The sequence below is a fragment of the Micrococcaceae bacterium Sec5.8 genome, assembly GCA_039636775.1.
Classification (GTDB): domain Bacteria; phylum Actinomycetota; class Actinomycetes; order Actinomycetales; family Micrococcaceae; genus Arthrobacter.
This window is the reverse complement of sequence record CP143429.1, coordinates 2,949,298-2,962,398: the sequence shown is the minus strand read 5'-3', so window position 1 is coordinate 2,962,398 and position 13,101 is coordinate 2,949,298. Positions and strand designations below refer to the sequence as shown.

The 13,101-nt window shown below is 66.3% G+C and carries 10 protein-coding genes; 7 read left to right on the top strand and 3 right to left on the bottom strand.

Annotated elements, in window-relative coordinates:
- The first annotated feature begins 73 nt into the window (after positions 1-73).
- The 6 genes from VUN84_13505 (at position 74) to VUN84_13480 (ending at position 10,053) form a co-directional block, all read left to right on the top strand.
- On the top strand, positions 74-1,825 hold the full coding sequence (locus VUN84_13505) for a glycerol-3-phosphate dehydrogenase/oxidase (protein ID XAS63306.1): 1,752 nt from the start codon (positions 74-76) through the stop codon (positions 1,823-1,825).
- Positions 1,826-1,893: 68 nt separating this feature from the next.
- On the top strand, positions 1,894-2,382 hold the full coding sequence (locus tag VUN84_13500; protein XAS63305.1) for a PTS sugar transporter subunit IIA: 489 nt from the start codon (positions 1,894-1,896) through the stop codon (positions 2,380-2,382).
- A gap of 166 nt (positions 2,383-2,548) precedes the next feature.
- On the top strand, positions 2,549-3,427 hold the full coding sequence (locus VUN84_13495; GenBank protein XAS63304.1) for an SURF1 family protein: 879 nt from the start codon (positions 2,549-2,551) through the stop codon (positions 3,425-3,427).
- The gene (locus VUN84_13490) at positions 3,424-3,936 is read left to right on the top strand and encodes a DUF3817 domain-containing protein (protein XAS63303.1); all 513 of its coding nucleotides are present in this window, start codon (positions 3,424-3,426) and stop codon (positions 3,934-3,936) included. Before VUN84_13495 ends, VUN84_13490 begins: the two co-directional genes overlap by 4 nt.
- A 127-nt stretch (positions 3,937-4,063) precedes the next feature.
- Positions 4,064-5,653: a glutamine-hydrolyzing GMP synthase gene (gene guaA / locus VUN84_13485; GenBank protein ID XAS63302.1), complete on the top strand. Its 1,590-nt coding sequence runs from the start codon at positions 4,064-4,066 to the stop codon at positions 5,651-5,653.
- Between the two features lie 170 nt (positions 5,654-5,823).
- Complete coding sequence (locus VUN84_13480; GenBank protein XAS63301.1) at positions 5,824-10,053, top strand: AAA family ATPase; 4,230 nt, start codon at positions 5,824-5,826, stop codon at positions 10,051-10,053.
- A 67-nt stretch (positions 10,054-10,120) separates the two neighbouring features.
- On the opposite strand, the gene VUN84_13475 is transcribed toward VUN84_13480, so the two are convergent.
- The 3 genes from VUN84_13475 to VUN84_13465 all read right to left on the bottom strand — a co-directional run bounded on the left by VUN84_13475 (position 10,121) and on the right by VUN84_13465 (position 12,085).
- Positions 10,121-10,759, bottom strand: coding sequence for an RcpC/CpaB family pilus assembly protein (locus VUN84_13475; protein XAS63300.1), 639 nt, complete (start codon positions 10,757-10,759; stop codon positions 10,121-10,123).
- A gap of 286 nt (positions 10,760-11,045) precedes the next feature.
- On the bottom strand, positions 11,046-11,303 hold the full coding sequence (locus VUN84_13470; protein ID XAS63299.1) for an FmdB family zinc ribbon protein: 258 nt from the start codon (positions 11,301-11,303) through the stop codon (positions 11,046-11,048).
- Positions 11,304-11,419: 116 nt separating this feature from the next.
- Entirely contained in the window at positions 11,420-12,085 is a 666-nt protein-coding gene (locus tag VUN84_13465; GenBank protein ID XAS63298.1) for a 5-formyltetrahydrofolate cyclo-ligase, read from the bottom strand.
- Positions 12,086-12,182: 97 nt separating this feature from the next.
- Here VUN84_13465 and galU point away from each other — a divergent pair, with 97 nt between their 5' ends.
- Entirely contained in the window at positions 12,183-13,100 is a 918-nt protein-coding gene (gene galU / locus VUN84_13460; protein ID XAS63297.1) for a UTP--glucose-1-phosphate uridylyltransferase GalU, read from the top strand.
- The last annotated feature ends 1 nt before the right edge of the window (position 13,101 follow it).

Below are 13,101 nucleotides of genomic sequence, written 5' to 3'. Positions count from 1 at the left end.
AGCCCCCTGCCCTTCGCGGGAAGATCGAAGTAGTCTGGTGCCCTACGAGCTTTGATCCCGATGGAGGCGTGACATGAACAGTTTTCCCGGCGGTTCACCCAAGACCGGAGGTGCCCTGGGGCCCGCAGAACGCGAAGCGTCACTGGCGGTACTCAGGGGCACCACGGAACCGGGCAAGGAACTCGACATCCTGATCGTCGGCGGGGGCATCGTGGGCACGGGGGCCGCCCTTGACGCCATCACCCGCGGCCTGACCGTCGGCATCGTTGAAGCCAATGACTGGGCCGCGGGCACCTCGTCCCGTTCCTCCAAACTGATCCACGGTGGTCTGCGCTACCTGGAAATGCTCGATTTCGCCCTGGTCAAAGAAGCGCTGCACGAACGCGGGTTGATCCTCTCAGCGCTCGCCCCGCACCTGGCCCGGCCGGTACCCTTCCTGTATCCACTGACCAAGCCCTTCTTCGAACGGCCCTACGTGGGTGCCGGCATTGCCCTGTACGACGCCATGTCCATCTCCGGCGGGCAGCAGCGGGGGGTGCCGTTCCACAAGCACCTGAGCCGCCGCGGGACGTTGCGGGCCGCGCCGAGCCTGAAGGACGACGCTTTTGTCGGTTCCATCCGGTACTACGACGGTCAGGTCGATGACGCGAAATACTGCGCCAACCTCATCCGCACCGCAGCCTACTACGGCGCCCACGCCGTCAACCAGATGTCCGTGGTCGACTTCCTCCGGGAAGGCGAGCGCGTCGTCGGCGCGAAGGTGGTCAACCATGAAGACGGCTCCTCCTTCAACATCAAAGCCAAGCAGGTCATCAACGCCACGGGTGTCTGGACGGATGAAACCCAGGCCATGGTGACCGACCGCGGCCAGCTTAAGGTCCGCGCCTCCAAGGGCATCCACCTCGTGGTGCCCCGCGACCGGTTCCAGTCGACCGTCGGGCTGATCCTGCGGACCGAGAAGTCCGTGCTGTTTGTCATACCCTGGGGCCGGCACTGGATCATCGGGACCACCGATACCGACTGGCATCTGGACAAGGCCCACCCGGCTGCATCCAGCAAGGACATCGACTACATTCTCGAACATGTGAACAAGGTTTTGAAGCGCCCGCTGACCCGCGAGGACGTCGAAGGCGTCTACGCCGGCCTCCGGCCGCTGCTGGCCGGCGAAAATGACTCCACGGCCAAGCTATCCCGCGAACACGTCGTGGCGCATCCGGTTCCCGGCCTCGTGGTGGTGGCCGGCGGCAAATGGACCACATACCGGGTCATGGCCAAGGACGCCGTCGACGAGGCAACGCGCAGCATGGACGAGCGCGTTCCCCCCAGCTGCACCGAATCCATTCCTCTGCTGGGTGCCAGCGGCTTCAAGGCCGCCTGGAACAAACGCAACCGGATGGCCGAGGAAACCGGCGTCCACGTGGCGCGGATCGAGCACCTGCTCAACCGGTACGGTTCCATGGCCCCGGAGGTACTGGCGATCATCACCGAGAACCCGGAACTGGGCGAGCCACTGCCGGGCGCGGACGACTACCTCGCAGCTGAGGCCGTTTACGCCGCAACCCACGAAGGTGCCCGCCACGTGCAGGACGTGCTGACCCGCCGGACCCGGATCTCGATCGAGGCGTGGGACCGCGGTGTGTCCGCCGCGCCGGTAGTCGCTAAACTGATGGGAGATGTCCTCGGCTGGAGCGATGCGCAGCGCGAAAGCGAGATCAAGCATTACCTGGCCCGGGTCGACGCCGAAAGGCTCAGCCAGGAGCAGCCGGACGACGAATCCGCCGACGCAGCAAGGCTGGGCGTTGAGGACATCGTTCCGTTGCGCTGACCGCGGCGCCCGCCTGCAGCCCCAGCCGGGACTGCAGGCGCACTGACGCCACTTCGAAGGGATATCTCTTGGCGGAACCACTGGACCGGTATGACGCCGAGCTCACCACCCCTGAAATGGTGATCCTCGAAATGGACGCCACCGACAAGCTCGACGCGGCCGCCCAGTTGGCTGAGCGGATGCACGCGGCCGGACGCGTCTCCGACCTGCCCGGGTTCCTCAAACACGTCAATGCCCGCGAACACCAGCTGGCCACCGGCCTGCCGGGCGGGATCGGGCTGCCGCACGCGCGCAGCGAGTTCGTCTCCCGGACAACGATCGCTGTCGGCATCACCAAATACGGCAAGGCGCTCGACTTCGGCGCCACCGACGGGCCTGCGACGGTGGTGCTGCTGATTGCCACCCCGGCAAGCTCCTTCTCCGAACACCTGGAAGTACTGGCCACCCTTGCGCGGTCGTTGTCTAAGGAGTCGTTCCGCGAGTCCCTTCGGCGGGCCTACGACCCCGAAGTGATTGCGGAACTGATTAATTCCAGCCTGGTGTTCTTCGACCACTGAAATTGGGGCAGGCCCTTTCGTGTCGACTCCGTCGCCACGTAGGGACCCTGCTGCCCCACTTTTGGGGCAGGCCCTTTCGTGTCGACTCCGTCGCCACGTAGGGACCCTGCTGCCCCGGTCCCGGCACGTTTCGTTGTTCTACACGCGGACGAAGTACGGTTAAGAGGTGCTGAAAACTGCCCTCAAACCCCGCTGGATCGCAGGACTGGTGTTCGCGATCGTCGTCTCAGGGGTGTTTGTGCTGCTCAGCCAGTGGCAGTTCGGCCGCTCAACGCAATCCGAAGTGACAGTCTCCACCGCGACGGAAGAACCCAAACCCCTGACCACGGTTGTGCAGCCAGGCGGCTTCTTCCCAGGTTCAGTGGCGGACCAGGTGGTCACGCTCACCGGCAGCTACGACCCGCAGAAACAAATCCTGGTTCCGGGGCGCTTGCACGACGGCGCCAAGGGCTACTGGGTAGTTGCCGCCCTGGCTGTGGCGGACGCCCCGGCCCTGACCGGCGCCGGTGCCACGCAGCAGACCTGGATTCCAGTCGCGCGCGGCTGGGTTGCTGACCCCGCGGACGCGTCCGCACCGCCGTCGGGCAGCGTCGAACTGACCGGACGGCTGCTGCCGTCCGAGGCTCCCGTGCCCGGAACCGACGCCGGTCCCGGAAAGGCAAGCGCCGTGTCCGTCGCCGAACTCATCAACATCTGGGAGGTCAGCAGCTATCCGGGCTTTGTCGCAGCGAGCTCCGAGACCGCCGACGGCAACGACGTCAGCGCCAGTGCCTCCGCCGGGGCCTTCAAACCCCTGAATATCGGGCCGCAGCCTCCCGCCGAAAAGGTCAACTGGCTGAACCTCTTCTACGCTGCGGAGTGGGTGGTCTTCGCCGGCTTCGCGCTGTTCATCTGGTGGCGGCTGGTCAAGGATGACTACCGCCGAAGTCTGGAGGACGCCCTCGACGAGGACCAGGAAGCTGCCGAGCTGTATCTGTCCGAACCGGATCCCTCTGAACCGCACCCCACCGACCAGCACCCCACCGAACCGAAAGTGCAATCATGATCGAGCCCCAGCCGGCCGTCCAGCCGCAGCAGTCCAACGTCCCGGGAGGCGGGCGCGGTAAAAAGCGCCGGTTTGGCGGAACCGAGGCCCAGATCCGTTCGGCACTGAAGTTCTATAAGGTCCTCGCCTACCTGACCGGCAGCATGCTGCTCCTGCTTTGCGCAGAACTGATCGCCCGGTACGTCTTCGGCCAGTACCTCTTCGCGGGGGGCACCAACGCCGTCACCGGCGAGGCGTTCGGATTCGGCTTCGCCGACGCCGAACCGCCAGGCGTCGTGGGCGGCGTGAATCTGTCCATCACGGTTTTGATCGTGCACGGCTGGATGTACGTGGTGTACCTGATGTCCAACTTCCGCCTGTGGTCCCTGATGCGCTGGCCGTTCGCGAAGATGATTATTCTGGCTCTTGGCGGTGTGGTGCCCTTCCTGTCATTCTTCGTGGAGAAGAAGTTCCACGCCGAGGTGGAAGCCGAGCTGGCCGCAAACCCGCAGGCGCCGCAACGCTACTGAGCATTTCACCGGCACAAAGCCGGGAGGCAACAACATCACCTGTGAGATCGCTTACCCGGTGGCCTTTCCCCGCCCGGACCGGCTTCTCAATGTGCGGGCGGACGCTGCTGCAAAGTAGGCTGGTACGGTGACTACTCCCACTGCATCCCAGACGTCCCACAAGCCCGTGCTGGTTGTTGACTACGGCGCCCAGTACGCGCAGCTGATCGCCCGCCGCGTCCGGGAAGCGAACGTGTATTCGGAAGTGGTTCCGCATACCTACAGCACCGAGCAGCTGCTCGCCAAGAACCCCGCCGCCATCATCTTGTCGGGTGGCCCCGCCAGCGTCTACGCCGAAGGCGCCCCGGCTGTAGGCGCGGACCTGTTCGAAGCCGGAGTGCCGGTTTTTGGCATCTGCTACGGCTTCCAGGCCATGGCCAATGCCCTCGGCGGCAAGGTGGCCCAAACCGGGCTTCGCGAATACGGGGCGACCGAGACCACCACCGTCGGCGAAGGCCGCTCCATCCTGACGGGCATGCCCCAGCACCAGAGCACGTGGATGAGTCACGGGGACTCCGTCCACGAGGCTCCCGAAGGCTTCGAGGTCCTTGCTACGACCGCCGGCGCCGACGTCGCCGCCTTCGCCAACGAGGAGAAGAGCCTCTACGGCGTGCAGTGGCACCCCGAGGTGAAGCACTCTGCGTACGGCCAGCAGGTCCTGGAGAACTTCCTGTTCAAGGGTGCCAAGCTGGAACCGAACTGGACCACCGGCAATATCCTCGAGGAACAGGTCGACAGGATCCGGGAACAGATCGGCAACGCCCGGGTGATTTGTGGCTTGTCCGGCGGTGTCGACTCCGCCGTCGCTGCCGCCCTGGTTCAGCGCGCCGTCGGCGACCAGCTGACCTGCGTATTCGTTGACCACGGACTGCTGCGGGAAGGTGAAGCCGAACAGGTTGAGCGCGACTTCGTGGCCGCCACGGGCGTCAAGCTTTACGTCGCCAACGAGCAGGAGCGCTTCCAGTCAGCACTGGCCGGCGTCAGCGACCCGGAGACCAAACGCAAAATCATTGGCCGCGAGTTCATTCGCGCCTTTGAGGAAGCCGAGCAGGCCATCATCGCGGAAGCGGCCGCGCACGGCGAGAAAATCAAATTCCTCGTACAAGGCACCCTCTACCCTGACGTCGTTGAATCCGGCGGTGGTGAAGGTGCCGCCAACATCAAGAGCCATCACAACGTGGGCGGTCTCCCCGAGGACCTGCAGTTCGAGCTCGTCGAACCGCTGCGTGCCCTGTTCAAGGATGAGGTCCGCGCCGTGGGCGCCCAGCTGGGCTTGCCGCAGGAGATCGTCGGACGCCAGCCGTTCCCCGGGCCGGGCCTCGGCATCCGGATTGTCGGCGAAGTCACCAAGGAACGCCTTGACCTGCTTCGGAAAGCAGACGCGATCGCGCGTGCGGAGCTGACCGCTGCCGGGCTCGACAATGAGGTCTGGCAGATGCCGGTGGTGCTGCTGGCAGACGTCCGCAGCGTCGGTGTCCAGGGCGATGGCCGCACCTACGGACACCCGATCGTGCTGCGGCCCGTCTCCTCCGAGGACGCCATGACGGCCGACTGGTCGCGGCTGCCCTACGATCTGCTGGCCAGGATCTCCAACCGCATCACCAACGAGGTGGACGGCGTGAACCGCGTTGTGCTGGACGTTACCAGCAAGCCGCCGGGAACCATTGAGTGGGAATAGTCCGTTCGCGGGCTAAGGAACGGAATTTGTAGCCCGCGAGTGTTGCGTCCTCTCGCGGGCACCGGATTCCGGCTACCCTCGGAAGCATGCCGGTATGGTCCATGACGTCCCGCGCGAGCACGAATAACGTGACGAGCACAGTAAACGCAAGCACAGAAAAGAAGGCAGTAGTGTCAGTTGGTCAAGGCCACCCCGAGGGCTCCGAAGAGCTCAGGAAATGGCTGTCGGGGCTCAAGCCCGTCACCGGGGCAGATACCATGTTGCGGTTCACCAAGACCCCCGAGGGTTCCATCGACCTGACCCATGCCCATCCCTCCGGGCTGGCCCAGCTGATGGCCGGGCGGCGGACCCGCCTCTCCACCTTGATTCGCGACCATCAGCAGTACGTTATCGCTGCGAAGGCCTCACGCAACCTGCGGTCCAAGATCTTCGAGCTGGGCAATGACCGCGGCATCGACGCCGGGTACTTCTCGGCCGGCACAGTGGTGTGGACGTCCGCCGTCGGGGGTAAGCCCCAGCGCGTCTCCGCTCCGGTGATGCTGGCTGCAATCTCGCTCACGGTTCGCCCGGGCGAGGACGACTACGAACTCCAGCTGACGGAGCAGGCCAAAATCAACCCGGCCCTGGTCCGGCACCTGAAGTCCATTCACGGGATCGGCTTCGACGTCAACGCCGTCACCCGTATGGCGTACAGCACCGCCCGGTTGGACCCGCAACCGGTCCTGGACCGGCTCGGCACGCTCATCCAGCCCATCCACGGCGCCGAGGTGGAGCACAATCTCCTGGTGTCCACCTTCGCCGACCTGTCCGGCACCCTGGACGACCCCTGGATTAATGCGGACCATCCCCTCATCAAGGCCCTGGGGCGCGCCGCCACAGGCGGCGCCGCGGAGGTGCCCGAGCCCGAAGCCGGGCGGTTCCCCAGCACCGACGAGCGCGATCCCGCCGATGAGCTGCTGTTGCTCGACGCCGACAACCACCAGCAGTACGTGGTCGACGCCGTCCGGGCCGGAGACTCGCTGGTGGTCAGCGCCGCGCCGGGTACGGGCCAGACCCAGACCGCGATCAACACCATCGGGGCCCTTGTCGACCAGGGAAAAACGGTCCTGGTTGTGGGGGACCGGCGCGCCAGCCTGGCCGAAATCGCCGCGCACCTGGATTTCCTGGGCCTGGACTCGATCCTGCTCCCGCTTGCCGGCAACGCCACGCCCCTTCAGTTCAAGGACCAGCTGGTCCGGGGCATTATGCGCAACGAGAAGTCCCTTCAGCCCCAACTCAGCAACCTCCACACCACCCTGACCGAGCACCGACATGCCCTCCAGGATCATGTCTCCTCGCTCCACAACGTCCGTGAACGCTGGGGCTGCTCACCCTACGAGGCGATGCAGTCGCTGGCCAGGCTTACCGCCATCCAGCCGGCACCTGCTACCACCGTCCGGCTCAAGCGCAGCGTGCTGGACAATATCCGGGACCGCGAGGAACTGGCGGGGCGGCTGCACCGGGCGGCTGAATTGGGGAGCTTCAACCGTGCTTCAACAGCGAGCCCCTGGCACGGCGCCCGCCTTCTGACCCGCAAGGAAACCGAGGAAGCACAGCAGGTGGCCAGCTCCGTGGCCCGGAAGCTGCCGGAACTGCGCGAGATGATGAGCGGCGTCGCCGATCACGCCGAGATCCGCCTGGGAAGTTCCTTTGCCGAGTGGGGCGACCAGGTCGAACTGCTGGTTGCCGTCCGCGGAAGCCTGGATAAATTCACCCCGGACATCTTCGACCGGCCGGTCCTTGACCTTATTTCCGCCACCGCGGCCTCCTCCTGGCGGCGCGAACGGAACATTGAAATGCCCTCCATGCAGCGCTCACGCCTGCGCCGGGTGGCAAAGGAGTACGTCCGCCCGGGCGTCCACATCGCCGATCTGCACAGCTCCCTGGTCCTCGTCCAAGAGCAGCGGGCCACGTGGGCCGGCTACGCCACGACGCAGCGTCATCCGGCAGTCCCGGCAGGTCTCGGGGAGATCATCTCGCTGTACCGTGAGCTGGACGCGGAACTGGCCGAGCTGGGTCAGGCCGTCCGGCATACGCCGGCCGGCGGCGAGTTGCACGGCACGCCTTACGACGAGCTGATGGAACGCCTGGGCCGGCTGGTGGCCGATACCGCCATTCTGGAGACCCTGCCCGAACGGACGCTCCTGGTCGAGAACATGCGCGAGCACGGCCTCGGCGAACTGCTGGACGACCTTGCCAAACGGGAGGTGCCGGCGGAATCGGTGGCCGCCGAACTTGAGCTCGCCTGGTGGCAGTCGGCGTTGGAAGCCATGATCAGCGGCGACGATTACCTGGCCATGTCCGACGGCGACGCCCTGCGTCAGCTCGAAGCGGAGTACCGTCTTGCGGACAATGCCCACATCGCCAGCGGTGCCGCCCGGCTGCGCTGGCAGCTGGCAGAACGTTGGCGCGCGGCCATCGCGGAGCACCCGCGGCAGGCGGAACTGTTGCGCAGCCTGCTCAAGGACGGCCGGGTGACCCTTTCGTCATTGACAGCCCAGGCGCCGGACCTGCTCCCCGTGCTGATCCCGGTGTGGTCCGTCAGCCCCTACCTGCTTTCCTCGGTTCTGCCAGTGGAGCAGCGCTTTGATGCTGTTGTCATCCTGGACGCCGAAGCGACGTCCCTGCAAGCCGTCCTGCCTGCCATCGCCCGCGGCAAACAAATCGTTGCGTTCGGCGATGACCGCATCGCCAGCCCGCGGACGTTCTCCGTCGGGGTGGAACGGCTCGCAGCCGGCGAAAGCTCCCATCAAGATGTGGAAAGCGCGTTCAGTGCGCTGTCGGCGGTGCTGCCTGTCTGCAAGCTGCGCCACGTCTACCGCGCGGTTGACGAAGATCTCGTGCGGCAACTAAGCAACAGCTTTTACGGTGGCGAGCTGAGCCGGCTGCCGGAGGGGCAATCGGCGACGGGCCTGGACCGTGCGCTCACAGTGGAATATCTTCCGGATGGCACGGGCCTGCCCAGCGCTGACCAGGATGGTGTTGAATCCGTCGTGGCCGAAGTGAACCGCGCTGTGGAACTGGTCTTCGAACACGCCAGACTGCGGCCCCTGACCTCCTTGGCTGTTGTTACCGGGAGCCTTCGGCACGCGGCCCGCATCGGCGAGTCCATTCGGTTGCAGTTGCCCAACTACCCGTCGCTGGCCAGCTTCTTCACGGCCGGGGAAGAATCCTTCCGTGTAGTGGATCTGGAACGTGCACAAGGCCTGGTCCGCGATCACATCATTTTCTCGCCCGGCTATGGACGTACACCGCACGGCCGCGCACTTCACAGCCTCGGACCCCTGTCTGCCGACGGCGGACGGGCCCGGTTCGCCCTGGCCATGACGAGGGCGCGACGCTCGCTGCACGTGCTCAGCTGTTTCCGGCCCGAGGACCTGGATGTGACCCGCCTCAGTCACGGCGCCGTCGACTTCTACCAATTGATAGACCGTGAAATTGCGGGCAACTCCGATCTTGGAAGCCCGGCCTCACGGGCGGCGGCCAGCGAGCAGGCTTTGGGCGCGGACCCGCTTGTGGCAGATCTCGGCGACCGTCTGCGCGCCCGGGGAGCCCGGGTCTGGCACCAGTACGACGGCGTCCTGAATATGGTGGCAGCGGCGGACCCGCTGAGCACCCTCGGCCAGGACGATGCTGAAATTCCCCGTCCCGTGGCGATCGAGTCCGACGGCACCGAGCAGTACCGCCGGCTGACTGTCCGCGAACGCAGCAGGCTCCGTCCGCAGCTCCTGGAACGGCTCGGGTGGCGGTACATGCCGCTGTGGACTATTGAGGTGTTTACCGATCCATCGGCCTGCGCGGACCGCATCGGTGGATATCTGGGTCTGGAAAAGCCGGTCGGAGCTCACCGAAACCAGGCGTCGCCGGGGTTCTTTGACGACGACGTGGAGAACCTGGATGTCAACGAAGCACCGGCCAGCGAGGATGAGTCCCCGGCCGGAAGCCCGGGCAGTGCACCCCGGGAGGATGAAGGTCAGGGCGACAGGGAGGCCGATGCAATGGATGCCGACGCCATGGATGCCGACGCCGTGGATGCCGACGACGCCCCCCGGGATACCGGCGGCGCGCACCCCGCTCCAGGCGCCGGTGACGTCAATGCCCAGGAAGGTGGCGGAGACGGCCACGCCAACAGTGACGGTGACGTCAACGTCCAGGACGGCAACGAAGCGGGCCATGCCAACAGCGACGCCACGGACGGAAGCCTGGATGACCCGGCGCCCAAGTCCTTGTCTGCGTCGGTCCCGGACGATGTGCTGCCGAACAAGGCTGCTGAGGACGATCCGCGCCGCTGGGGCGACGACACCGGTGGCTACGACCACGATTCCTGGCTACAGGAGCAGAAGCCTCCGCACTGGGGCTGACGCACCTCAAGAGACGGGGCGGTTCCGGGGGGCACCCGCGGGGCCGCCTCTCCGGCGTCCGGGGTTGCTAGCCCGAATCTGCCGGGACTAGGACGAAAAACAGCTTGCCCTGCGTGGACGCGCCGGCGAGACGACGGGCCTGCTCGGCGTCCGCGGCGACCACCAGGAGACCGTCGATATCTCCCGCGCCCGCCCAGGGGCCGGCGTCGCTGCCGCGCCCGGAAGTCCACAGCACCGGAACGGCTGCGGCCAATACTTGGGACGAAGCGGGCTGATCGAAGGCGTCGCCGCTCGTCATGACCACATTGACGAGTTGCCCGGGGGAGAGCAGCTGGATCGAGGCCGGATCCGCCATCCGGAGCGGCACGGCCGCTGATCCCGGCCGGCTTCCGGCCAGCAGTCCGGGGCCAAGGAGCTGGGAATCGGAGAGCAACTGACCCTGGCGCAGGGCGACGGCCAACTGCTGGCCCTGCAGGGCGTCGGTGCTGCCATAGCTGCTTCCGGCCGGAACCAGGGCGTGGGGGACGCTCAGGAGTGTCAGGTCGTCCGGACTGAGGGTTTCGCCTGCCGGGAGATCCCTGGCCGCGGCGACCGCGGAGACACTGTCAGCGGGAGCCGGGGTCAGCTGTTGCACCGTGAGAGCTGCTGCGAGGCACAGCAGCAACGCCACCGCCAACCGCCGGTTGCGTCCGAGCCACCGGACCATCTGCCGGCGGGCCGGCTGCCTTTTTGGTCTGCGGCCCTGCTGAAGCCGTCCCGGGCTTAGCCCGCCGGGTCGGTGGCTGGCGGAGGGCCCGCCCCTCTGGAACCAGTAGGGGCCCGATGCCGGGCGCACCGGGGATGCGGGGGACCGTACGGAACGAAATCCGCCGACCGGCAAGGGAAGGTCGCGAGTGGGCATAGGCCGACACTACGCAGGGGACCGGTCGTGGGTCAGACCCTGCCGCGGCTATGTGGACAATGCCGCCGAGGAGACCCCAAGGCGGCGGCCGTTAGCTGGCGGAAGAAGAAACGGCGGCGGGCGCAGGCGTTGCCGCCGGGGCGGGAGCCGGTGCAACAGTGCTGCCTTTAGCTTCGCGGGAGTCTGTCCGGTAAAAACCAGACCCCTTGAAGACCACACCCACGCTGTTGAACTTCTTGCGCAGGGTCCCGTGGCATTCCGGGCAGGACGTGAGGGAGCTGTCGGTGAACGACTGCACGATCTCGAAGGCGTGGCTGCAGTCCTTGCAGGCGTACGCATAGGTGGGCACTGGGAATCCTCCTCTGGAACAAACGAGCAGGTCCCGTGCCGCTGAGCCAACGGTCCCGGCCGATATGTCTCCAGCCAGATCCGTCCCTTAGCAGTCGCAGGGCCTGAGTGCCAATTCTAGCATCCCGGCCGTGCGTCCCCGGATGCCGGGTCCAGGAGTTCCAGTAGCCCTGACGGGGTGAGAGCAGCGGCCACTTTCCGGTCGAACGACTCCGCAGGGATGCTCCCGGCGGACAGCACCTCGCTGTCATAGACGACGGCTGCGGTGGGCAGCGGCGCCAACAGACCGCCGTCGGGCGCCGGAGCCCGGGTGGCCAGGAGGGTGCCCAGCGCCGCCAGGAACTTGTCGTAGTAGCCGCCACCCTGGCCGATCCGGTTGCCGGAGAAGTCAAGAGCGGTGGCAGGCAGGAAAATGCCATCCGCGTGCCGCAGTGCGGTGGTGTCGAGGCGATCCCCCGCAGGTTCCAGGATTGGTGCGTAGCGGCTCCGGACGTACTCGGACGCCGGCGTCCAGTGCACCCAGCTCAGGGTCAGGCCGGGCTCGCAGACCGGAAGCAGCAGCCGGTGCCCCGCCGCATGCAGCACCCCCAGCAGGGGGAAGGTTGGCGGCTCTGTGCCCACGCCCAGGTAAACGGCGAAGGTGCCGGGGCTGCCGCCGGTCAGGCTCGCAGCCCAGGAGAGACCGTGCCGGGCGATGCCCATGCCGGCGGCCTCTACCTCGGCCGGCGCCAGGGCAGTGCGCCGGGCCCGGTGGCTTGCCCGGATCTCTTCTTTCGATGCCATGACGTCCTGTCCGTTCGGCGGATCCGGCCCCTGAGGCTGCGGCCCGCGCCGGCTCCAATGATTACCTAATGCTTGGTCCCTCCGTTAGATTAGTCCAGTGACTACACCCAACGCTCCCGTCCGCAAGGCCGTCATCCCCGCAGCCGGCCTCGGCACCAGGTTCCTTCCGGCCACCAAGGCCATGCCCAAGGAAATGCTGCCTGTCGTCGACAAGCCCGCCATTCAGTACGTCGTCGAAGAAGCCGTCAACGTTGGGCTGAGCGACATCCTGATGATCACCGGCCGCAACAAGCGCGCCCTGGAGGACCATTTTGACCGCGTCCCCACCCTGGAAGCCACCTTGGAGGCCAAGGGCGACACCGCCAAGCTTGAGTCGATTCAGGCCGCCAGCAACCTCGGCGACATCCACTATGTGCGCCAGGGCGATCCGATGGGTCTCGGCCACGCCGTCCTCCGTGCAAAGCAGCACGTCGGTTACGAGCCGTTCGCCGTCCTCCTGGGCGATGACCTGATCGATGCCCGGGACGAACTCCTCAGCACCATGATCGAGGTCCAGGCCAAGACCGGCGGATCGGTGGTAGCGCTGATCGAGGTTGAGCCGTCTGAAATCAGCGCATACGGCTGTGCGGATGTTCAAACGATTGCCGGCGAGGACTACGTCCAGATCAAGCACCTGGTCGAGAAGCCTGACGTCAAAGATGCCCCGTCCAACCTCGCGATAATTGGCCGGTACGTCCTCCACCCGGCCGCCTTCGAAGTCCTGGAACACACCAAGCCCGGGCGGGGCGGCGAAATTCAGCTCACCGACGCGCTGCAGGAACTGGCCTCCGGTGAAGGTGAAGGGTACGGCGTTTACGGCGTGATCTTCCGCGGCCGCCGCTACGACACCGGCGATAAGCTCAGCTACCTGAAGGCGTGCGTCCAGCTGGCCATCGACAGCGAGGACCTGGGACCCGGCCTGCGGGAATGGCTCCCCGGCTTCGCGGCGAGCCTGGCGCCCACCCTGACCAAGTAGC